Here is a 21,165-nt window from a genome sequence, read left to right on the forward strand (position 1 = left end):
CCCCGAGCCGGAGGGTCAGTTGTTGAAGCGGAACTCCACCACGTCGCCGTCCTGCATGACGTATTCCTTGCCCTCGATGCGGGCCTTGCCGGCCGAGCGCGCCTCGGCGATGGAGCCGGTCTCGACCAGGTCGTCGAACGAGATGACCTCGGCCTTGATGAAGCCCTTCTCGAAGTCGGTGTGGATGACCCCGGCGGCCTGCGGGGCCTTCCAGCCCTTGCCGATCGTCCAGGCGCGGGTCTCTTTCGGGCCGGCCGTCAGGTAGGTCTGCAGCCCGAGCGTCTCGAAGCCGATGCGGGCGAGCTGGTCGAGACCGGACTCGTCCTGCCCGAGCGACGCGAGCAGCTCGGCGGCGTCCTCGTCGTCGAGGCCGATCAGCTCGGACTCGACTTGCGCGTCGAGGAAGATCGCCTCGGCCGGCGAGACCAGGGCCTGCAGTTCGGCCTTGCGCGCCTCGTCGGTGAGGACGGCCTCGTCGACGTTGAAGACGTAGATGAAGGGCTTCGCGGTGAGCAACCCGAGTTCGCGGATCGGCTCGAGGTCGATGCTCGTGGCCGAGAGCGCCTCGCCTCGCTCGAGCGCCTCCTTGGCGGCGACGGCCGTCTCGTGCACGATCGGCTCGACGCGCTTCAGCCGCAGCTCTTTCTCGTACCGGACGAGCGCCTTCTCGACCGTCTCGAGGTCGGCGAGGATCAGCTCGGTGTTGATCGTGCCCATGTCGCTCTCGGGGTCGACCTTGCCGTCGACGTGTACGACGTCGGGGTCGTCGAAGCCGCGCACGACCTCGGCGATGGCGTCGGCCTCGCGGATGTTCGCCAGGAACTTGTTGCCCAAGCCCTCGCCCTCGCTCGCCCCCTTGACGATGCCGGCGATGTCGACGAACGACACCGGCGCGGGCAGGATCTTCTCGCTGCCGAAGAGACCGGCCAACACCTGGAGGCGCGGGTCGGGCAGGTTGACGATGCCCACGTTGGGCTCGATGGTCGCGAACGGATAGTTCGCCGCCAGCACCTGGTTCTTGGTCAGGGCGTTGAACAGGGTGGACTTGCCGACGTTGGGCAGTCCGACGATCGCGATAGTGAGAGCCACGAGGGTCAAGCGTACCGGGCCTGCCGAGCCGTGCCGTCGGAACCGCGTCCGCCGTGGAGGGAACGGTCGCCCACCGCGCCTGGGGAGGCGGTGTCGGAGGCGCGTGAGAGCATGAGTCAATGCCCATCGACTTCACCGCGATCGACTTCGAGACCGCGAACTCGAGCAGCGCCAGTGCCTGCTCCGTCGGCCTCGTCAAGGTCCGCGACGGCGTCGTCGTCGACAAGGTCGGCTGGTTGATCCAGCCACCCACCGGGCACGACGAGTTCTCCGAGTGGAACACCCGCATCCACGGCATCGTCGCGAACGACGTCGTCGGCGCCTTCGGCTGGGCCGAACAGTTCGAGCTGCTCGCCGACTTCGCCGGCGACGACGTCTTCGTCGCCCACAACGCCGGCTTCGACATGGGCGTCATCAAGGCCGCCTGCGCGGCGACCGGGCTCACCCCTCCCCCGTGGTCGTACCTCTGCAGCCTGCAGGTCGCCCGCAAGACCTACTCGCTCGACTCGTACCGGCTGCCGGTCGCCGCGACGGCCGCCGGGTTCGACGCCTTCTCGCACCACGACGCCCTCGCCGACGCCGAGGCCTGCGCGGCCATCGTCGCCCACGCCGCACTGTTCCACGGCGCCTCCGACCTGGCCGAACTCGCGACGATCGCGTCGGTGAAGGTGAAGGTGCTACAGCCTGCCGGGGCGCCGACGGCGCCCGCCGTGCCCCGGGCCGACCGACGCCCGATGGCCTTCGGCTAGGCGCCTCCCTCCCGCCAGTCCGACGCCCGACGCCCCCGGGGCGCGTCGGTCTCTCCCCCGACCCCACCGCGTCGACTCCCGACCGGTGTCGGTGGCCGCTGCCACACTTCCGTCATGCCCCTTCCGCTCGCGCTGTTCCTCGCCCTGCTGCTCGGTCTCGTCCTCGGCGTCGCCGTCGGGGCACTGGTCGCCCGCACCCGCGCCGCGGAGGCGACGGCACGCCTGTCGTCCGACCTCGCCGCAGCCCGCGCCGTGGCCGACGCGTCGCGCGAGCGCCTCGAGGGTCAGGACGACCAGTACCGTCGACAGATCGCGCAGCAAGAAGACCGCCTCCGCGAGTTCCAGGACCGCCTCCGCGACGTCCGCATCGCCGAGGCCGAGAGGGCACGCACCGACGGTCAGGTGCTCGTCGCGCTCAGCCCGGTGGCCGAGAGCCTGCAGGCCGTCCAGCAGAAGGTGGCCGAGCTCGAAGCCGAACGCACCCTCCAGTACGGCGCCCTCAGCGAGCAGCTCCGCACCGCCGCCGAATCGGGTGAACGGCTCCGCGGGACGGCCGAGTCGCTCGCCTCCGCGCTGAAGTCGAACAGCACGCGCGGCGTCTGGGGCGAGACCCAGTTGCGCAACGTCGTGCAGGCCGCGGGTCTCGTCGAGCGCGTCGACTTCGACGTGCAGACGTCGATCTCGTCGGACGCCGGCTCCGGTCGCCCCGACATGGTGGTGCACCTCCCCGGCGGCAAGAACATCGCGGTCGACGCCAAGGTGCCCTTCTCCGCCTACCTCGAGGCCAGCGCCATCCCCGCATCCGCCACGGGCGACGAGGGCGCACGACGCGACCAGCTGGTCCGGCAGCACGTCAAGGCACTGCGTGCCCACGTCGACGCCCTGGCGGGCAAGACGTACTGGGCCGGGCTCGAGTCCTCGCCCGAGCTGGTCATCGCGTTCATCCCGAGCGAGTCGCTCGTGTCGTCCGCCCTCGAGGCCGACCCGGCCCTGATGGACTACGCCTTCCAGAAGCGCGTCGCCCTCGCCTCGCCCGTGACCCTCTGGTCGGTGCTCAAGACGGTCGCCTTCAGCTGGCAACAGGACGTCGTCACCGCCGAGGCGAAAGAGCTCTTCGACCTCAGCCGCGAACTCTACGGTCGGCTGTCGACCATGGCCGGCCACGTCGACAAGCTCGGCCGGTCGCTGCGCGCCGGCGTCACGGACTACAACCGGTTCGTCGGGTCGCTCGAGCGGACGGTCCTCCCGTCGGCCCGTCGGCTCAGCATGCTCGACGAGTCCAAGGTCCTCGCGACCCCGACGATCGTCGAGGAGTCTCCCCGAGAGCTCACCGCCCCCGAACTCGCGTCGGCCCTCGTCGAGGGCAGCACCGACCACGACTGACCCCCGGTGCGACGAACGCCCGGCCGAGGCCGGGCGTTCGTCGTGTCAGGCGGGTGTCGCGCCGATCAGGCCTTCTCGCCGTACCACTTCGAGACGAGGTGGTCGGCCTCGACCCGGCGGATGGTGCCCGAGTGCGAGCGCAGCACGATGCTCGAGGTGCGGATCATGCCCTGCTTGCGCGTGACGCCCGCGACGAGTGCACCGTCGGTGACACCCGTGGCGACGAAGTACGCGTTGTCGCCCGTGACGAGGTCGTCCTGGTCGAGGACGCGGTCGAGGTCGTGACCGGCGTCGATCGCCTTCTGGCGCTCGGCGTCGTCCTTCGGGGCGAGGCGGGCGAGGATCAGGCCGTCGAGGGCCTTGACCGCGCAGGCCGTGATGATGCCCTCGGGCGTGCCACCGACGCCGACGCACATGTCGATTCGGGAGTCGGGACGGGCCGCGTTGATGCCACCGGCGACGTCACCGTCGAGGAGCAGGCGGGTCGACGCGCCCACGGCCCGGATCTCGGCGACGAGGTCGGCGTGACGGGGACGGTCGAGGACGGCGATCTGCATGTCCTCGACGGCGATGCCCTTGGCGGCGGCCAGGGCGGTGATGTTCTCGCCGATGGGACGGTCGAGGTCGATGATGCCGCGGCCCTCGGGGCCCGTGACGATCTTGTCCATGTAGAAGACGGCGCTGGGGTCGTACATGCTGCCGCGGTCGCTGACGGCGATCACCGAGAGGGCGTTCATGCGTCCCGCCGCGGTGAGGCTCGTGCCGTCGATCGGGTCGACGGCGATGTCGCAGGCCGGGCCGAAGCCGTTGCCGACGTGCTCGCCGTTGAAGAGCATCGGGGCTTCGTCCTTCTCGCCCTCGCCGATCACGACCACGCCGTCGAACGCCACCGTGCCCAAGAACTTGCGCATGGCGTCGACCGCGGCCTTGTCGGCGGCGTTCTTGTCGCCCTTGCCGATGAACGGCGCCGAACGGATCGCGGCCGCCTCGGTGGCCCGGACCAGTTCCATGCCGAGGTTGCGGTCGGGGTGCGAGTAGAGGGTTCCGGAATCCGTGTCAGCCATGCTCCGGATCTTACCCGCGCCGCGCCTCCCGACCGGGCTCCGACGACCAGGACGAACAGACGTGCGCTGACTAGGGTGGATGAGCCACCAGCCGTGATCGAAGGAGATTCAATGCCCGTCGCAACCCCCGAGCAGTACGCCGAGATGCTCGACAAGGCGAAGAACAAGGGCTTCGCCTACCCCGCCGTCAACGTCTCGTCGTCGCAGACGATCAACTCCGTGCTGCAGGGCCTGACCGAAGCGGGCAGCGACGGCATCATCCAGGTCACCACCGGCGGCGCCGACTACTTCGCCGGCCACACCGTCAAGAACCGCGCCGCGGGCGCCATCGCCTTCGCCAAGTTCGCGACCGAGGTCGCGAAGAACTACCCGGTGACCGTCGCCCTCCACACCGACCACTGCCCGAAGGACGCCCTCGACGGCTTCGTGCTCCCGCTCATCGCCGCCTCCGAAGAAGAGGTCCGGGCCGGTCGCAACCCGCTCTTCCAGTCGCACATGTGGGACGGCTCGGCGGTCCCGCTCGACGAGAACATCTCGATCGCTCAGGACATGCTGAAGCGCACCAAGGCCATCAACGCCATCCTCGAGGTCGAGATCGGCGTGGTCGGCGGCGAAGAAGACGGCGTGCAGCACGAAGGCACCAACGACGCGCTCTACACCACGGTGGGCGACGTCACCCGCGTGGTCGAGGCGCTCGGCCTCGGCGAACACGGCCGCTACATCGCCGCCCTCACCTTCGGCAACGTGCACGGCGTGTACAAGCCGGGCAACGTCAAGCTGCGTCCCGAACTGCTCGGCGAGATCCAGCAGGGCATCCAGGAGAAGTTCGGCACCGCCGCGAAGCCCCTCGAACTCGTCTTCCACGGTGGTTCGGGGTCGTCCGACGCCGAGATCGCCGAGGCCGTCTCGAACGGCGTCGTCAAGATGAACCTCGACACCGACACGCAGTACGCCTTCAGCCGGTCCATCGCCGACACCGTGCTCAAGAACTACGACGGGTTCCTCAAGATCGACGGCGAGGTCGGCAACAAGAAGCAGTACGACCCCCGCGCCTGGGGCAAGGTCGCCGAGAGCGCCATGGCCGCCCGCGTCGTCGAGGCGACGAAGCAGCTCGGGTCGTACGGTCAGTCGGCGAGCTGACCCGCGCCTCCTGGTCGCACGACGAAGCCCCCGAGCGAGTGCTCGGGGGCTTCGTCGTCGGGGCGAAGGGCGGACGTCAGTTCGACCCCGAGAAGTAGTCGTTCGTGAAGCTCTGCATCGCCTCGGCGAAAGCCGGATCGCCCATCAAGATCGCTGCCGCCCCGAAGCCCTGCACGAGGCCGAAGACCACACCGGCGACGAGGGGCACCACGAAGCCGAGACGCCCGGCACGCAGCCGCCGGAGGGTCCACCAGGTCGAGACGGCGAACAGCGTCACGGCCAACACGGCCATGACGACCCCGAAGGTCTGCAGCGCAGCGGACGAGCCGAACCCCGAGAGGTCGAGCCCGAACGTCTCGAACTGGGCGAGCTGCGTCGTCGCGTAACCGGGCACGCGGGCGACGGCCTGGATCGCCCCGAAGGCACCCAGCCCGATCAGGGCGAACGTCGCCACCCGGTCGATGCGCCGCCCGGTCGAGAGCGCAGGAGGCGCGGTGCGGGTCTCGTCACCGGGGCGGACGTCGGTCGAGACCGCGGGCCGGGCGTCCTGACCGGCGACCCGCGCCTCCTCGGCGATGTCGGCCTCGGCCGCGGCGGGGTTGACCCAGCCCTCGGGCGCGTACTCGCCGTAGCGCGGCTTCGGTCGGTCGTCCGTCATCGGGTGCGACCGCCGAGGCCGCGGGCGTCGACCTGGCCCGTCGCGTCTTTCCGCAGCTCTTTCGGCAGTGAGAACATCAGGTCTTCCTCAGCCGTGACGACCTCGTGGACGTCGACGTAGCCGGCGTCCGACAGGTCGGCCAACACCTCGTCGACGAGCACCTCGGGAACCGACGCGCCGGAGGTGACCCCCACCGTCTCGACGCCGTCGAGCCACTCCTGCTTGATCTCGTTCGTGTAGTCGACGCGGTAGGCGGCCTTGGCGCCGTGCTCGAGAGCGACCTCGACGAGACGCACGCTGTTGGAGCTGTTCGCCGATCCGACGACGATGACGAGGTCGGCGCCCTGGGCGACCTTCTTGATGGCGACCTGGCGGTTCTGCGTGGCGTAGCAGATGTCGTCGCTCGGGGGGTTCTGGATGTTCGGGAACCGCTCACGCAGTCGACGCACGGTCTCCATCGTCTCGTCGACGCTGAGGGTGGTCTGTGACAGCCAGACGAGGTTGTCGGGGTCGGCGACGACGAGGTCGTCGACCTCGCCCGGGTTCTGCACCAGGGTGGTGCGATCCGCCGCGTGGCCCATCGTGCCCTCGACCTCTTCGTGCCCGGCGTGGCCGATCAGGATGATGTGCCGGCCCTGGTTGCCGAAGCGCACGGCCTCGCGGTGGACCTTCGTGACGAGGGGGCAGGTCGCGTCGATGGCCTGCAGCTCGCGATCCGCCGCACCCTTCACGACGGCCGGCGAGACGCCGTGCGCGCTGAAGACGATGTGCGACCCCGGGGGCACCTCGTCGACCTCGTCGACGAAGATGGCCCCCTGGCTCTCGAGGGTCGCGACCACGTGCACGTTGTGGACGATCTGCTTGCGGACGTAGACGGGCGCGCCGTAGTGCTCGAGGGCTTTCTCGACCGCGATGACGGCGCGGTCGACGCCGGCGCAGTACCCGCGGGGTGCCGCGAGCAGCACCTGCTTGCGTCCGTTGACGGGGGTATCCTTTAGCCTGTTCCGCACCGCAGGAACACGCGGTGTCGGCAGGTCGATGGCGAGGGCGCCGTTGGAGATGTGGCTCACCCGACGAGTCTAGGTGTGCCGGACTGGTCGCGTACTGGGAGCGACCGCGCGACCGGTCGATCACCGGGGTCGCCGCTCGTCCTGCCGGTGTCGACCACCCCTCGAACGGAGCTCCATGACGATCGTTCCCCCTCCCCCCACCGCCGAGTCCCCGTGGCCCGTCGGGCTCCTCGCGAGCAAGGTGCGCGACTGGATCGACCGCCTGGGGACGGCCTGGGTCGAGGGCGAGATCACCCAGTGGAACGTCTCGGGCGGCAACGTCTACGGCAAGCTCCGCGACCTCGAGCACGACGCGACCGTCTCGTTCTCGATCTGGTCCAGCGTGAAGTCACGCGTACCCGCCGACCTCAAACAGGGCGACCGGGTCATCGCCGCCGTCAAGCCGAACTACTGGGTCAAGGGCGGCAGCCTCACGATGCAGGTCTTCGACATGCGCCACGTCGGGCTCGGCGACCTCCTCGAACGACTCGAGCGCCTCCGTCGCCAGCTCACGGCCGAGGGGCTCTTCTCCCCCGAGCGCAAGCGGGCCCTGCCGTTCCTGCCCGGCTGCATCGGCCTCGTCACCGGCAAGGACAGCGACGCCGAGAAAGACGTCCTGCGCAACGCCCAGCTGAGATGGCCCTCGGTCTCGTTCCGCGTCGTGCACGCGGCGGTGCAGGGCGACCGCATGGTCGGCGAGGTCACGGCGGCGATCCAGCGCCTCGACGCCGACGACGAGGTCGACGTCATCATCGTCGCGCGAGGCGGCGGCGATTTCCAGAACCTCCTCGGCTTCAGCGACGAAGGCCTCGTCCGCGCCGTCTCGGCGTGCACCACGCCGGTCGTCAGCGCCATCGGGCACGAGGCGGATCGGCCGCTCCTCGACGACGTCGCCGACCTGCGCGCGTCCACGCCCACCGACGCCGCGAAACGGGTCGTCCCCGACGTGACCGAAGAACTGTCGCGCGTGCAACAGGCGCGCACCCGCATCGGCGTGCGCCTGACCTCGCTGGTCGCCACCGAGATCGACCGGCTCGAACAGGTCCGCAGCCGGCCAGTGCTGGCGTCGCCCCAGACCCTCGTCGACGTGCGGGCCGACGAGGTCGTCCGGGCGGTGGCCCGCGGTGAAGAACTCGTCGGCCGGGCCGTCGAGAGGGCGCACACCCGCGTCTCGGAGCTCACGGCCCAGCTGCGCGCCCTGTCGCCGCAGGGCACACTGCGCCGCGGTTACGCGATCGTGCAGCTGCCGTCGGGCGGGGTGTTGCGGTCCCCCGCCGAGGCCCCCGCCGAGACGCGCCTCCTCGTGACCACCGACGGAGGCGCGGTGGGCGCCGTCAGCACCGGCGCCTCCTCCCCAGGCTCCGACGCTCCCGACGAGTCGTCACCCGTGGCGTCCGCCACGACCTCCGTCAGCACCCCTCGTTAGGATCGTCACGTGGACACCACCCCGACCAGCACCCCGCCCGACGTCTCGTCGCTCAGCTACGAGCAGGCCCGCGACGAGCTCGTGTCCGTCGTGTCCGAACTCGAGCAGGGCGCCTCGACCCTCGAGCGCTCGCTGGCCCTCTGGGAACGCGGCGAGGCGCTCGCCCGGCGCTGCGAAGAATGGTTGATGGGGGCGCGCGAGCGCCTCGAGGCGGCCCGCCGTCAGGTGTCGGCAGAATGACCTCCCCCTCCGACGGCGGCCCCCGGGGCTCGCGACGCCCCCGAGAGCCCCGCATCGTCGCCGAACTCGGCCGACCCGAGACCCCGGACGAGACCGCCGCCCGCAAGGCCGAGAACACCCGCAAGCACTACGCGAACCAGACGGCGATCAACCTGACCCTGTCGATCGTCGCCTCGCTCGGCATCGTGCTCTTCCTGGTGCTCGTCGTGGTCCGGCCGAGTGGCACGGTGAACCGGCAGGAGATCGACTACGTCCAGGTCGCGTCGCAGGCCCAGGCGAGCGTCGACGCCCCCCTGGCCGCGCCTCCGCTGCCCGACGGCTGGAGCTCGAACGCCGCCGAGGTTCGGTCCACGACCCGCGACGACGTACCGACCTGGTACGTGGGGCTGATCACGCCGGCCCGGCAGTTCATCGGGCTCGAGCAGGGCATCGACGCCAATCCGACCTGGGTCAGCCTGCAGGTGCAGAACGCTGCAGCGACGTCGACCCGGTCGATCGGCGGTCTGACCTGGGACGTCTACGACCGGCGCGACGCCGACGACCCGGGCAACTACGCCTATGCCCTGACCACCACGGTCGACCGCAGCTCGTACGTGCTCTACGGCACGGCCGACGACGCCGAGTTCGACGTCCTGGCCACCTCCCTGGCCGAGCAGATCTCCAGCCAAGAAAGCGAATGACGTGACCCGACACGACCCCGCCGCCGGCGTGCCCGCCACCGCGGCCCCTTCCGCACCCGAGAACACCGCGACGTCCCGGCCCACGGACGTCTCGGCCATCGCGCCGGCGAGCGCGTCCGAGCCGGGGACGGCATGGAGCCGGATGGTGGACGGCAACCACCGCTTCGTCGAGGGGGCACCTCGTCACCCCCACCAGGACAGTGACCGGCGGTCGTCCCTCGCCGCCGGCCAAGAGCCCGTGGCAGCCCTCTTCGGATGCGCCGACTCGCGACTGGCCGCCGAGATCATCTTCGACGTCGGCCTCGGTGACCTCTTCGTCGTGCGCAACGCCGGCCAGGTGGTCGGCGACACCGTCATCGCCTCGCTCGAGTTCGCGGTCTCGATGCTCCACGTCCCCCTCATCGTGGTGCTCGGCCACGACAGCTGCGGCGCCGTCGCCTCGGCCATCGACTCCATCGGTTCCGACGCCGCACCCGGGTCGGCCTTCCTGGGTGGGCTGATCGACATGATCATGCCGTCGGTCGAGCGTGCCCAGCTCGACCTCGAGACGGGTGCCGACCTCGACCCCCGCACGGTCGGCCAGTTGCACATCGAGGCGTCGGTCCGCACGCTCGTCGACCGGTCCGCCCTCATCGCGTCCGCCGTCGCGGACGGTAAGTTGGCCGTGGTCGGCGCGAACTACGACCTCGCCAACGGGCGGGTCGACCCTTCGGTCGTCGTCGGCCGACTCTGAACCGAGTCGGGGCGAACGCTCCGACGCCCCGCGCCCTCCACGGGCGCAGCAGCCCGGCAGGGCCCGAGGAAAGGACCACGACGTCGTGACCACATCCGAGACCGAGTACCGCATCGAGCACGACACGATGGGCGAGGTGCGGGTGCCCGCATCGGCCCTCTACCGCGCCCAGACGCAGCGTGCCGTCGAGAACTTCCCCATCAGCGGGGCCGGTCTCGAGCCGGCGCAGATCGTCGCGCTCGCTCGCATCAAGCGCGCGGCCGCCCTGGTGAACGGCGAGATGGGCATCATCGACCGACCCGTCGCCGATGCGATCGTCTCGGCCGCGGACCAGATCATCGGTGGCAGCCATCACGACCAGTTCCCGGTCGACGTCTACCAGACCGGCAGCGGCACGTCCTCGAACATGAACATGAACGAGGTACTCGCCACCCTCGCCGGAACGGTCGACGGCGTCGCCGTCCACCCCAACGACCACGTCAACGCGTCGCAGTCGTCGAACGACGTGTTCCCGACCTCGGTGCACGTCGCCGTCACGGGCGCGCTGCTGCACGACCTGGTGCCCGCCCTCGACCACCTGGCGGTCGCCCTCGAGAAGAAGGCCACGGCCTGGTCCGAGGTGGTGAAGGCGGGCCGCACCCACCTCATGGACGCCACGCCGGTCACGCTCGGGCAGGAGTTCGGCGGCTACGCCCGCCAGATCCGTCTCGCGATCGAACGGGTGCAGAGCGCCCTGCCCCGCGTGGCAGAGGTCCCCCTGGGCGGAACGGCCACCGGCACCGGCATCAACACGCCTCAGGGCTTCCCGCAGCGGGTCATCGCCGCCCTCGCGGACGACAGCGGGCTGCCCGTCACCGAGGCGCTCGACCACTTCGAGGCGCAGGGGGCCCGCGACGCGCTCGTCGAGGCCTCCGGCGCCTTGCGCGTGCTCGCCGTGAGCCTCACCAAGATCAACAACGACATCCGCTGGATGGGCTCGGGGCCCAACGCGGGTCTCGGCGAGCTGCACATCCCCGACCTGCAGCCCGGCTCGTCGATCATGCCGGGCAAGGTTAACCCGGTCATCCCCGAGGCCGTCCTCATGGTCTCGGCACGGGTGATCGGCAACGACGCGACGATCGCCTGGGCCGGCGCGTCCGGAGCCTTCGAACTCAACGTGGCGATCCCCGTGATGGGGACGGCGTTGCTCGAGTCGATCCGCCTGCTCTCGAACGCCACCCGCGCCCTGGCGGACAAGACCGTCGACGGCCTCGAGGCCAACGTCGAGCACGCCCGGGCCCTCGCCGAGTCGTCCCCGTCGATCGTGACGCCGCTCAACCGCGTCATCGGCTACGAGGCCGCGGCGAAGGTGGCCAAGCACGCGGTGGCCCAGAAGCTCACCGTTCGCGAGGCCGTCGTCGATCTCGGGTTCGTCGAGCGGGGCGAGGTCACCGAGCAGCAGCTCGACACCGCACTCGACGTGCTCAGCATGACCCACCCGGGCTGAGCCCACCCGCCTGAGTCCAGCCCCGAGCGGCCCGGGTCGAGCCCTCCGTCCTGAGCCCATCCCCGGCCGGCCGGGACCACAGCACGTCGAGGAGGCGCGCGTCCGTCGTCGACGGACACGCGCCTCCTCGGCCTTTCGGCTCCTCTACCCTCTCGCCTGCCTGTTCGCGTTCCTGTTCGCGTTCCCGTTCCCGTTCCCGTTCCCGTTCCCGTTCCCGTTCCCGTCGACGGTGGCACGCCGCGACGCGGACCTCACGGAACCGTCCCGACGGCATCGACGGCGACGGCCACCGACGGGCTGGCCACGACACACCAGAAGGCCGCGAGCAGGCACGGCCCGAAAGGGATGCCCCGGCTGACCGATGCCAGCTCTGGCCACGGAAGCGTGCCGGCCCGTCGCGACCTCGAGCCCAACGTCCGAACGCCGGCCACCCCGACCGCGAACGTTCCGGCAAGAGCCCAGAGACCCAGGAGGGCCGCCGGGCTACCCGTCGCGACGAGTCCGCTCAACACGGCGCCGAGCTTGACGTCCCCCATGCCCATGCCACCGGCGATGGCGGCCACCAGACCGAGCACGGCGGCGACCAGGGCGACGGCCAGGCTCGTGGCCGCCGTGGCGATACCGCTCCCCGCGACGAGCAGGACGGTCGACACCCCCCACGCGCTCGCGGCCACTCCGACGAGGACGTTCGGCAGTCGACGCTCGGCGATGTCGATCCGGACCAGGGCCGGAGTCACGGCCGCGACTCCGAGACACCCGACGAGCGTCACCGCCCCGGCGCTCGCGCCCGTGAGGGGGCCGGCATCCAGTGTGGCGGCAGCGACCGTGACCGCCGACAGTGCAGCCGCGGCGACTGCTTCGAGGGCCTGCGTGCACTCCTGTCGCGGTCCATCACCACCTCGAACCGCTTCCCCGTCCGACGAGCGCGTCCCGTCCGGCGAGCGCGTCCCGTCCGGCGAGCCCGTCCCGTCCGACGAACCCGTCCCGTCCGGGGACGCCGTCTCGTCCACGAGACCTTCCGGCGAGCTCACGATGCTCCTGATGACGAAGCCGTCTCCGATCCTGACCGACCCGGCTGCGGAGCGCGTCCCCGAGCTGGTCGGACCAGATGCCACGGGCGTCGACCTCGCGTGCGTCGGGTTCGCGGACGGTGGGCACGGCCCGTCGTCACGACGAGTCGCCGTCGAGGTCGCCGGGCGTCGTCGAGCACCGCGTGCACGGCCTCGACGATGAGCGATCGATGGTCGCGCACCATCTCGTAGCTCGCTCGAAGGGCGGTTCGTCCCTGGACCGTGATCGCGAGGTCCTTCAGACGGTCCGCGTCGAACGTGTCGCCGTGCCACCTGCGCCCGTCGAGTTCGAGGGCGACGACACCGTCGACGACGATGTCGATGCGGCGGCGGTCCTCCGGGCCGACCCGGGTCTGGGACTCGACGCGGTGCCCCAGGTCGGCGAACGTCACCCGCATGACGCTCTCGATGAAGCTCTCGCTCCGCAGATCGGCCCAGTCGACGATGCCCCTCACATCCGCGGGAGCCTCGGCGAACGCCGCATGCAGTCCGGCGACCGAGAAGTGACCGCTCGACAGCGCCCAGTCCATGAGGGCGACGGCCTCGTCGAGAGGAGCCGCCGTCACGGCGTCCACCAGAGCGGTGCCGACGGGAACGGCCCAGGCCGCACGCTGTGCGTCCTCCGATCCGTGTTCGTCGTCATCCGGCGGACAGGGCACCGTCCCGGGTGACGGACGAGGGGGCACGCGCCCGTCGGAGCGCCACAGCACCCTCGCACCGTGCCTGGCCCGAAGTCGCGAGGCTCCAGGGGGCACCACGACGCTGACGATCGGAACGGTGGTCCACATCCACGCCCCGAGGAGGGCCAAGAGCGATGCCCCGGTCAACCGGCCCCCGATGCGCACGGCCTCGTACCGTGCGTCCCCCGGCGCGAAGGTCGTGTACCACCCGCGTCGGGCTCGGTGAACGTGCCCGGATCGCACTGCTGCGGTGAGCATCCGGTCGGTGGCTCCGAGGGCGACGAGATCCCGCTTGTGGAGGACGCCGCCTGCCCTCCTGACGTGGGTCGCGATCTGCTGCATGCCGACAGGCTGACGCGACCCGCGCCTCCTCCGCGGCGCACGAGAGCCCGCCGGTGGAGAACGTCCGCGTCGCGCGAGGTGGGGCCGAGGCGTCCCTCACGGCGGCTCGTCGACCCCGCGGCGCGCCCGTGCCCGCGCCCACGCCCGCGCCCCGCGCCCGTCCGGGCGTTCCCGACCATGCTGGCAAGTCCGGAGAATACCGCCCACCGACCTCGACACGGCCTCGAACCGTGTCGGATTGCTGAGTTGCCGACCGGCAGGTGGTCCCTCGTGCCGGTCGAGCACGGCACGGGTCGCACCGAGACGCCGACTCGTCACGGACCACCGAGAACCAGGCGACCCCGAGCACGGTCCGGTGGGCAACTCAGGAGAACGGCGACCAGGTGCGGCCCTGACTCCTCGCAGCCTGCCGATCGCCGGAGTTGCCGACACGACGCGCGGTGCCGGACACGCAGGAGGCGCGACGCCAGAACGCAGGACGCGCGGCGCCAGACAGGCAGGAGGCGCGACGCCAGAACGCAGGACGCGCGGCGCCAGACCGCAGGAGGCGCGACGCCAGACACGCAGGAGGCGCGGCGCCAGACCGCAGGAGGCGCGGCGCCGGACCGCAAGGAGGCGCGGGTCAGGTGACCCGCGCCTCCTGCGTCCCTGCTACACCAGGTCGTTCGACTCGAGCATCTCGGTGACGAGGGCGGCGATCGCGGACCTCTCGGAGCGGGTCAGCGTCACGTGACCGAACAGCGGGTGACCCTTGAGCGTCTCGATGACCGAGGCGACCCCGTCGTGCCGGCCGACGCGCAGGTTGTCGCGCTGCGCCACGTCGTGGGTCAGCACCACCCGCGAGTTCTGGCCGATGCGGCTCAGGACGGTCAGCAGGACGTTGCGCTCGAGGGACTGGGCCTCGTCGACGATCACGAAGGCGTCGTGCAACGACCGACCCCGGATGTGCGTCAGGGGCAGGACCTCGAGGATGCCCCGCTCGACCACCTCGTCGAGGACGTTCTGGGACACGATCGCTCCCAGCGTGTCGAAGACGGCTTGCGCCCACGGGTTCATCTTCTCGCCGGCGTCGCCCGGGAGGAACCCCAGGTCTTGGCCGCCCACCGCGTAGAGCGGGCGGAACACCATGATCTTCTTGTGCTGCTGCTTCTCGAGGACGGCCTCGAGGCCGGCGCAGAGCGCGAGGGCCGATTTGCCCGTGCCGGCGCTGCCCCCCAGCGACACGATGCCCACCTCGGGGTCGAGCAGCAGGTCGATCGCGAGGCGCTGCTCGGCCGATCGACCGTGCAGCCCGAAGACGTCGCGATCGCCGCGGACGAGACGAGCCTCGCCGCGGGCGACCACGCGCCCCAGTGCCGAGCCCCGCTCCGAGTGCACGACCACCCCGGTGTTCACGGGGACGTCCGCGAGTGCACGGGCGGAGATCTTCTCGGACTCGTAGAACGAGGCCATCTGCTCGCTCGAGACGTCGATCGAGGTCTGCCCGGTGTACCCGCTGTCGACGACCTGTTCGGCCCGGTATTCTTCGGCGGCCAGTCCGATCGACGCGGCCTTCACCCGCAGGGGCAGGTCTTTCGAGACGACCGTGACGGCCAGCCCGTCGGCGGCGAGGTTCGACGCGACGGCGAGGATGCGCGAGTCGGCGTCGTTCAGTTGCAGGCCCGAGGGCAGCACCGACATGTTCGAATGGTTCAGCTCGACCCGCAGGGAGCCCCCGTCACCCACGGCCACCGGGAAGTCGAGACGGTCGTGCTTCACGCGGAGGTCGTCGAGGAGGCGAAGGGCCTGGCGCGCGAAGTAGCCCAGCTCGGGGTCGTGACGTTTGCCCTCGAGTTCGCTGACGACGACGACGGGAAGCACCACGTCGTGCTCGGCGAAGCGGAAGAGCGCCTGCGGATCGGACAGCAACACCGAGGTGTCGAGCACGTACGTGCGTTGGGCGACCGACTGGTCACCCCCCGCGGTTGCTGCGGTGTTGCGTTCGGTTGAGGTGATGTTCGACGCGGTCACGACCACTCCATCCTCGGGCGGCTGGGCACCCGGGTACCTTCGGCAGAGACGGCCGCGGAGCAGTTGCGAGGCGAACTTTCGTGGCCGTCTCGATCGGGCTCCTTGCCCGATGTGACGAACCTACGACGCGCCTCCGACATCCGCATCATCGACACCACCGTGTCGTGTGACGATCAGGTGAACGACCCTCATGTAACGGTCGAGGGTGCAGCGCGCGAGCCCCACCCCGCAGGGCGGTCCCGCCTAGTAGAAGACGGTCGTGCCGAACGAGGTGAACGCACCCCGCAGCATCTCGAACGAATCGACGCCCGTGGACACGTGCACGCTCAGCCGCACGGTCGTGTCGCGCACGGTGGCCGTGACCCCGTGGTTGATCAGTGCGGCCGTCAGCGTCGTCATCTGGTCGAGGGCGGGTTCGAGCACGACGATGCCGGCGCGCTCCGCCTCGTCGCGCGGCGAGACCACCGGCACCGCGAACTCGTCGGCGAGGTCGATCACCCGCGTGGCCCGCTCGGCCACGGCCCGCGAGACGGCGGCGACGCCCACGTCGGCGAGGTCCTCGAGGGCCGTGGCGAGGCGCGCCTGGGCGATGGGGTCGGGATTCGTCAGCTGGAACGCCGCAGCACCCGGGCGGGTCGGCTGCCGTCCGTGGTACGAGCCGCCGAGGGTCAGGTCACTCCCGGCGACACCGCTGAACACCGGTGTCAGGGCCGAGAGAGCGCGGTCGCTCAGGGCCAGGAAGCCCGTCCCCCACCCGGCGCGGACCCACTTCTGACCGCCCGACGCCACGACGTCGGCCACGGCGTAGGGCGCGTCGACCACACCGAACCCCTGGATCGCGTCGACGATCAGCAACCGGTCGCCGATCACCTGGCGGATGCCCTCGAGGTCCACCAGGTACCCCGTGCGGTAGTCCACCAGGCTGACGGCCACGGCGGTGACCGAGTCGGTGAGGTGACGCTGCACCACGGCCGGCGTGACCACGTCGTGGTCGAGGTCCATCCAGACCGGCTCGAGCACGCGCAGGGCCTCGGAGGAGCGGGTCGCCGCGACGGGCATGCTCGGGTAGTCGCGCGGCGACATGAGCACCTGCCCGGTGAGACCGAACAGCGTGTGCGTGAGCCCTTCGCTCGTGTTCGGCTGGAAGACGACGTGGTCGGGTGCGAAGCCGACGAGGGACGAGATCGCCCGTCCGACGCGACCCGCCTGCTCGGTCAGGGCGATCTCGGACCCGAAACGGGCCCTCGCCTGCACCTCGACCAACGAGCGCTGCTCGTCGGCGACGGAGCTCGAGATGGGACCCCACTTCGCGAAGTCGAAGTATCCGGGCTCGTCGGTGAACCCCGAGGCGAGGTCGTCGATGGTCTTCACGGTGTTCTCCTAGGCGGCGGTGACTGGTCCACCGTAGTGCCGTCCGCGGTCCGCCGACCCGCGCCTCCTCGTCCGGTCGTCCGCGCGGGGCCGTGCGCGGGGGGCCAGCACGCGGCCGGCAACTCAGGAGAACGGCACACTACACCCCCACGAGGAGGCGCGGCGCAGCCGGATTCCGGAGTCGCCCACACCAGCCCCGTCAGTGCGCCGGCGGCCGCTCGGGCGTCAGCTGCCGTAGCGCCCGTGCCGGAGGGCGAAGGCGAGCACAGCCGGCAAATCAGGAGAACGACGCACCAGAACCCCAGCAGGAGGCGCGGCGCAGCCGGATTCCGGAGTCGCCCACACCAGCCCGGTCACCGCGCGCACAGCCGGCAACTCAGGAGAACGACGCACCAGAACCCCTTGAGGAGGCGCGGCGCAGCCGGATTCCGGAGTTGCCGACACCAGCCCGGTCACCGCGCCGGCGGCCGCTCGGGCGTCAGCTGCCGTAGCGCCGGTGCCGGAGGGCGAAGTCGCGCACGGCCCGGAGGAAGTCGACCTCGCGCAGGTCGGGGTAGAAGGCCTCGACGAAGTAGAACTCGCTGTGGGCGCTCTGCCACAGCATGAAGTCGCTCAACCGTTGCTCGCCCGACGTGCGGATCACGAGGTCGGGGTCGGGTTGGCCGCCGGTGTAGAGGTGGTCGGCGATGAGCTCGGGGGTGAGCACCTCGGCCAGGGCGTCGAGCGTGCCCCCCGCGGCATCGTGCGCCCGCACGATGCTGCGCATGGCGTCGGCGATCTCACGGCGCCCGCCGTAGCCGACGGCGAGGTTCACGTGCAGCCCCGTCTTGTCGGCGGTCCGGGCCTGGGCCTCGCGCAGGGCCGAGCAGAGCGCCGGCGGCAGGTCGTCGGTCGCGCCGACGTGCTGCACGCGCCAGTCCCGCTGATGCGAGAGCTCGTCCGCGACGTCTCCGATGATGCCGAAGAGCTCGGTCAACTCGTCGGACTGTCGGTTGCCGAGGTTGTCGGCGGAGAGGAGGTACAGCGTGACCACCTTGATGCCGAGGTCGTCGCACCAGGTGAGGAACTCGCTGATCTTCGCGGCACCCGCGCGGTGCCCGTGGGCAGCGGTCTCGAGCATGCGCTGCTTGGCCCAGCGTCGGTTGCCGTCGACGATCATGGCGACGTGGTGCGGCAGCTCTTGACCGTCGAGGCTTCGGCGGATGCGGTTCTGGTAGAGGCCGTACAGGACTCCCCTGGCGAGGGGAGAGGGACGGCGCTTTTTCACAGGGCTACGGTAGCCCACGGCGGGCCGTCCACAGAGCCGAGGATTCTCAGCCCGCCTCCTCGGACGCTCCCCTAGGCTCGGCCCCATGACCAGCCACACCGACGGAGATCGCGCGAGCCTCCGGGCCGACGAGGTCGACGGGGCCGACCGGGCAGACGGGTCCGACGGGGCCGACATCCCGAACCTGCCGTTGCTCGACGGCGCCCTCGCCTACCCCGACATCGAGCGCAAACCGAGTTGGCGCGGCTGGATCCATGCGGCCACCTTCCCGGTCGCGATCGCGACCGGCGTGGTGCTCGTCGTCCTCGCGCAGGGCGTGGCGGCGACCTGGGCCTGCGCGGTCTTCATGACCACGTCGCTCCTGCTCTTCGGCATCTCGGCGACCTACCACCGCTTCCCGTGGAGCCCGAACGCGAAACGCTTCCTGAAGCGCCTCGACCACGCCAACATCTTCCTGCTGATCGCCGGCACCTACACGCCGATCGCGGTCATCGCCCTGCCGCCGTCGAAGGGCGTCACGCTGCTCGTGCTCGTCTGGACGGGCGCCGTGTTGGGCATCCTCTTCCGGGTGTTCTTCCTGAACGCGCCGCGGTGGTTGTACGTGCCGCTCTACGTCCTGCTGGGCGTCGGCGCCCTGGGGTTCATCGTCGACCTGCTCGACGCGAACGTCGCGATGATGGTGCTCGTGCTGGTCGGCGGCGCGCTCTACATCGCGGGTGCCGTGTTCTACGGCATCAAGAGGCCGAACCCCGTACCGGGGCACTTCGGATTCCACGAGCTGTTCCACACCATGACGGTGCTGGCGTACCTCTGCCACTGGACGGGCATCCTGCTCGTGGCCCTGGACCCGCCGACCTTCTAGCGCGAGGTCGTCCGAGCCGAGGAGGCGCGGGTCGCCACCCCGGCACCGGTCGCGTCGGTCACGAGTCGCGCTCGCGCCTCCTGCGGTCGCCGTCGTCGTCGAGGTCGCCCTCGACGGGGCGAGCCCGCCGATCGGCGTCTCCGGGGAGTTCTTCGTCGTCGAGAGCCGCGGCCGCCAGGGTCGCCTCGTCGCGCTCGGCCTGGATGCGCTCGCGCACCTCGCCTCGGTACCGGGTGCGTCGGACCCGACGGGTCATGTCGACGACGATCAGCACCGTCGCGACGGCGACGAACGCGATGGCGACGAAACCCCAGACGCCGGGCGTGACGGCCTCGTCGGGGATGGTCGACGGCGGCAGCGTCGGGTCGGGGGTCTGCGGCTGCGCCAGCAGACGGGTCGTGACCGCGACCACCGATTCGGAGAGCACGCTCATCGCTGCACCCCCACGAGGCCGGTGTCGGGGTCGACGACCCCGGCGAAGAGGTCGACCTCGGGCAGGTCGGACCCGACGTTCGACTCGACGAGCTGGAAGTCCTCGGTGGGCCAGGCGGCGACCTGGAGGTCGTGGGGCCAGAAGAAGAACGCACTGTCGAGCGGCACCTGGCTGGCGTGCGACCGAAGGGCGGCGTCGCGCACGGGGAAGAAGTCGGAGACCGGCACGCGAGTCGTGGCCAGGTCGGGCCGGTCGCTGAAGCGGGCCAGCATCTCGGTCAACGACTCGATGAGGGGCGACTCGGGGTCGCTCTCGCGCAGGTGCGTGATCATCGCGCCGATGCGTCCGGCACTGAACATGCGGTCGTAGTAGACCTTGTCGATCTGCCACGCGTCGCCGGTCGCCGGGTAGCGCTCGGGGTCGGAGGCGTCGCGGTAGGCCGCCATCGAGATCTCGTGCGTGCGGATGTGGTCGGGGTGGGGGTACCCGCCGTTCTCGTCGTAGGTCACCAGCACCTGCGGCTTGAACCGACGGATGATCGCGACGAGCGGCTCGGCGCTGATCTCGAGCGGGATGGTGGAGAACGAGTTGACCGCGACCGACTCGCCCTCGGCCGGCAGGCCCGAGTCGGCGTAGCCGAGCCACAGGTGGTCGATGCCAATCGCCGCCTGGGCGGCCGCCATCTCGTGCACGCGCAGGCCCGCGATGTCACGCTCGGCGTGAGCTCGGGCCTCGAGCTGCTCGTTGAGGATCGACCCCTGCTCGCCGCCGGTGCAGCTGACGACGAGGACGTCGACGCCGAGGCTGCGGTAGTAGGCGTAGGTCGCCGAGCCCTTGCTGGACTCGTCGTCGGGGTGGGCGTGGACCGCCAGCAGGCGCAGGGTCAATTCTTCCTCGCAATGTGTGCCGGGCAGACGTTGCTACCCTGGGGACAGCTTAATCGGACGGAGATCCGCGTGACGTCCACGCCCCGTGTCACCTCGCCCTCGTCGCGCCTCGACGCACGGTACGGGCGTTCGCCGCGGGGTCGGCGCAGACGCCTCGTCGTGGGCCTGTCCGTCGCCGTCGCCTTCGTCGGCGTCTTCGCGGCGTGGGTCGTCTTCGCCGCCTTCGACGGGACCTCGTCCCAGCTCGAATCCGCCGACGTGGGCTACCAGGTGACCTCCGACCGGGCCGTCGAGGTCCAGTACACGGTCACCGCGGACACGGGCGAGGCGGTCGACTGTGCGGTCGAAGCCCAGAACAGCGGCTTCGCGGTCGTCGGCTGGAAGATCGTCCACCTGCCCGCCTCGGAGCGCCGTTCGGTGACCTACACGACCTCGCTCGCGACGTCGGAACGGGCGGTCACGGGCTTGATCTACCGGTGCTGGCTTCCCTAGACTGCTCGGAATCGCACGACGAGACCGGCCACTCGGCCGGTCTCCTTTTTTCGG

21 protein-coding genes are annotated in these 21,165 nt (G+C 70.7%); 10 read left to right on the forward strand and 11 right to left on the reverse strand.

Annotated features, from left to right (window positions below; genetic code table 11):
* Positions 1 to 15: 15 nt before the first annotated feature.
* Positions 16 to 1,089 (reverse strand): redox-regulated ATPase YchF, encoded by a 1,074-nt coding sequence (ychF, locus tag HQQ78_RS09700; protein WP_043597911.1) that lies wholly within the window; start codon positions 1,087 to 1,089, stop codon positions 16 to 18.
* Between the two features lie 119 nt (positions 1,090 to 1,208).
* On the opposite strand from ychF, the gene HQQ78_RS09705 reads away from it, so the two are divergent.
* Both HQQ78_RS09705 and HQQ78_RS09710 read left to right on the forward strand, forming a co-directional pair.
* A complete protein-coding gene (locus tag HQQ78_RS09705; protein ID WP_173152827.1) occupies positions 1,209 to 1,838 on the forward strand; it encodes an exonuclease domain-containing protein in 630 nt (209 codons plus the stop codon).
* Between the two features lie 114 nt (positions 1,839 to 1,952).
* A complete protein-coding gene (locus HQQ78_RS09710) occupies positions 1,953 to 3,221 on the forward strand; it encodes a DNA recombination protein RmuC (RefSeq protein WP_173152830.1) in 1,269 nt (422 codons plus the stop codon).
* Between the two features lie 65 nt (positions 3,222 to 3,286).
* Here HQQ78_RS09710 and glpX read toward each other — a convergent pair whose 3' ends face one another.
* Positions 3,287 to 4,285 (reverse strand): class II fructose-bisphosphatase, encoded by a 999-nt coding sequence (gene glpX, locus HQQ78_RS09715; RefSeq protein WP_173152833.1) that lies wholly within the window; start codon positions 4,283 to 4,285, stop codon positions 3,287 to 3,289.
* A gap of 111 nt (positions 4,286 to 4,396) precedes the next feature.
* Here glpX and fbaA point away from each other — a divergent pair, with 111 nt between their 5' ends.
* Complete coding sequence (gene fbaA, locus HQQ78_RS09720; protein ID WP_123571588.1) at positions 4,397 to 5,425, forward strand: class II fructose-bisphosphate aldolase; 1,029 nt, start codon at positions 4,397 to 4,399, stop codon at positions 5,423 to 5,425.
* A gap of 76 nt (positions 5,426 to 5,501) precedes the next feature.
* Here the strand turns inward: fbaA and HQQ78_RS09725 are convergent, their stop codons facing one another.
* Together HQQ78_RS09725 and HQQ78_RS09730 are read right to left on the reverse strand one after the other, a co-directional pair.
* Positions 5,502 to 6,083: a DUF6264 family protein gene (locus tag HQQ78_RS09725; protein WP_173152836.1), complete on the reverse strand. Its 582-nt coding sequence runs from the start codon at positions 6,081 to 6,083 to the stop codon at positions 5,502 to 5,504.
* On the reverse strand, positions 6,080 to 7,144 hold the full coding sequence (locus HQQ78_RS09730; protein ID WP_233568507.1) for a 4-hydroxy-3-methylbut-2-enyl diphosphate reductase: 1,065 nt from the start codon (positions 7,142 to 7,144) through the stop codon (positions 6,080 to 6,082). Before HQQ78_RS09730 ends, HQQ78_RS09725 begins: the two co-directional genes overlap by 4 nt.
* A 124-nt stretch (positions 7,145 to 7,268) precedes the next feature.
* On the opposite strand from HQQ78_RS09730, the gene xseA reads away from it, so the two are divergent.
* The 5 genes from xseA to HQQ78_RS09755 all read left to right on the forward strand — a co-directional run bounded on the left by xseA (position 7,269) and on the right by HQQ78_RS09755 (position 11,697).
* On the forward strand, positions 7,269 to 8,558 hold the full coding sequence (gene xseA, locus HQQ78_RS09735; RefSeq protein WP_173152839.1) for an exodeoxyribonuclease VII large subunit: 1,290 nt from the start codon (positions 7,269 to 7,271) through the stop codon (positions 8,556 to 8,558).
* Positions 8,559 to 8,567: 9 nt separating this feature from the next.
* Positions 8,568 to 8,798: an exodeoxyribonuclease VII small subunit gene (locus HQQ78_RS09740; protein ID WP_123571591.1), complete on the forward strand. Its 231-nt coding sequence runs from the start codon at positions 8,568 to 8,570 to the stop codon at positions 8,796 to 8,798.
* Positions 8,795 to 9,478: a DUF4245 domain-containing protein gene (locus tag HQQ78_RS09745; RefSeq protein ID WP_173152841.1), complete on the forward strand. Its 684-nt coding sequence runs from the start codon at positions 8,795 to 8,797 to the stop codon at positions 9,476 to 9,478. Before HQQ78_RS09740 ends, HQQ78_RS09745 begins: the two co-directional genes overlap by 4 nt.
* 142 nt (positions 9,479 to 9,620) lie before the next feature.
* Positions 9,621 to 10,211: a carbonic anhydrase gene (locus HQQ78_RS09750; protein WP_173154771.1), complete on the forward strand. Its 591-nt coding sequence runs from the start codon at positions 9,621 to 9,623 to the stop codon at positions 10,209 to 10,211.
* Positions 10,212 to 10,296: 85 nt separating this feature from the next.
* Positions 10,297 to 11,697 (forward strand): class II fumarate hydratase, encoded by a 1,401-nt coding sequence (locus tag HQQ78_RS09755; protein WP_173152843.1) that lies wholly within the window; start codon positions 10,297 to 10,299, stop codon positions 11,695 to 11,697.
* Positions 11,698 to 11,948: 251 nt separating this feature from the next.
* Here HQQ78_RS09755 and HQQ78_RS09760 read toward each other — a convergent pair whose 3' ends face one another.
* From HQQ78_RS09760 to HQQ78_RS09780, 5 genes are all read right to left on the reverse strand, one after another.
* A complete protein-coding gene (locus HQQ78_RS09760) occupies positions 11,949 to 12,434 on the reverse strand; it encodes a prepilin peptidase (protein WP_173152845.1) in 486 nt (161 codons plus the stop codon).
* 290 nt (positions 12,435 to 12,724) lie between these two features.
* Complete coding sequence (locus HQQ78_RS09765; protein WP_173152847.1) at positions 12,725 to 13,333, reverse strand: hypothetical protein; 609 nt, start codon at positions 13,331 to 13,333, stop codon at positions 12,725 to 12,727.
* A 1,107-nt stretch (positions 13,334 to 14,440) separates the two neighbouring features.
* Complete coding sequence (locus HQQ78_RS09770; protein ID WP_236557068.1) at positions 14,441 to 15,784, reverse strand: PhoH family protein; 1,344 nt, start codon at positions 15,782 to 15,784, stop codon at positions 14,441 to 14,443.
* A gap of 258 nt (positions 15,785 to 16,042) precedes the next feature.
* Positions 16,043 to 17,170 (reverse strand): aminotransferase class V-fold PLP-dependent enzyme, encoded by a 1,128-nt coding sequence (locus HQQ78_RS09775; protein ID WP_173152849.1) that lies wholly within the window; start codon positions 17,168 to 17,170, stop codon positions 16,043 to 16,045.
* Positions 17,171 to 17,648: 478 nt separating this feature from the next.
* Positions 17,649 to 18,437, reverse strand: a complete 789-nt coding sequence (locus tag HQQ78_RS09780) for an isoprenyl transferase (RefSeq protein WP_371740476.1) — start codon at positions 18,435 to 18,437, stop codon at positions 17,649 to 17,651.
* Positions 18,438 to 18,522: 85 nt separating this feature from the next.
* On the opposite strand from HQQ78_RS09780, the gene HQQ78_RS09785 reads away from it, so the two are divergent.
* Complete coding sequence (locus HQQ78_RS09785; RefSeq protein WP_173152853.1) at positions 18,523 to 19,299, forward strand: hemolysin III family protein; 777 nt, start codon at positions 18,523 to 18,525, stop codon at positions 19,297 to 19,299.
* Between the two features lie 58 nt (positions 19,300 to 19,357).
* Here the strand turns inward: HQQ78_RS09785 and HQQ78_RS09790 are convergent, their stop codons facing one another.
* Complete coding sequence (locus HQQ78_RS09790; protein WP_056048802.1) at positions 19,358 to 19,732, reverse strand: hypothetical protein; 375 nt, start codon at positions 19,730 to 19,732, stop codon at positions 19,358 to 19,360.
* Entirely contained in the window at positions 19,729 to 20,619 is an 891-nt protein-coding gene (mca, locus tag HQQ78_RS09795; protein WP_173152855.1) for a mycothiol conjugate amidase Mca, read from the reverse strand. Before mca ends, HQQ78_RS09790 begins: the two co-directional genes overlap by 4 nt.
* A gap of 69 nt (positions 20,620 to 20,688) precedes the next feature.
* Here mca and HQQ78_RS09800 point away from each other — a divergent pair, with 69 nt between their 5' ends.
* On the forward strand, positions 20,689 to 21,111 hold the full coding sequence (locus HQQ78_RS09800) for a DUF4307 domain-containing protein (protein ID WP_173152857.1): 423 nt from the start codon (positions 20,689 to 20,691) through the stop codon (positions 21,109 to 21,111).
* Positions 21,112 to 21,165: the final 54 nt, after the last annotated feature.

The organism is Frigoribacterium sp. VKM Ac-2859 (genome assembly GCF_013204925.1).
Classification (GTDB): domain Bacteria; phylum Actinomycetota; class Actinomycetes; order Actinomycetales; family Microbacteriaceae; genus Frigoribacterium.

Excerpts from the sequence above, each read along its gene's own strand:
- HQQ78_RS09790 (WP_056048802.1), bottom strand. The coding sequence starts at position 19,732 with ATGAGCGTGCTCTCCGAATCGGTGGTCGCGGTCACGACCCGTCTGCTG.
- HQQ78_RS09750 (WP_173154771.1), top strand. The coding sequence starts at position 9,621 with ATGGTGGACGGCAACCACCGCTTCGTCGAGGGGGCACCTCGTCACCCC.
- glpX (WP_173152833.1), bottom strand. The coding sequence starts at position 4,285 with ATGGCTGACACGGATTCCGGAACCCTCTACTCGCACCCCGACCGCAAC.
- HQQ78_RS09705 (WP_173152827.1), top strand. The coding sequence starts at position 1,209 with ATGCCCATCGACTTCACCGCGATCGACTTCGAGACCGCGAACTCGAGC.
- HQQ78_RS09745 (WP_173152841.1), top strand. The coding sequence starts at position 8,795 with ATGACCTCCCCCTCCGACGGCGGCCCCCGGGGCTCGCGACGCCCCCGA.
- HQQ78_RS09725 (WP_173152836.1), bottom strand. The coding sequence starts at position 6,083 with ATGACGGACGACCGACCGAAGCCGCGCTACGGCGAGTACGCGCCCGAG.
- HQQ78_RS09785 (WP_173152853.1), top strand. The coding sequence starts at position 18,523 with ATGACCAGCCACACCGACGGAGATCGCGCGAGCCTCCGGGCCGACGAG.
- xseA (WP_173152839.1), top strand. The coding sequence starts at position 7,269 with ATGACGATCGTTCCCCCTCCCCCCACCGCCGAGTCCCCGTGGCCCGTC.
- fbaA (WP_123571588.1), top strand. The coding sequence starts at position 4,397 with ATGCCCGTCGCAACCCCCGAGCAGTACGCCGAGATGCTCGACAAGGCG.
- HQQ78_RS09710 (WP_173152830.1), top strand. The coding sequence starts at position 1,953 with ATGCCCCTTCCGCTCGCGCTGTTCCTCGCCCTGCTGCTCGGTCTCGTC.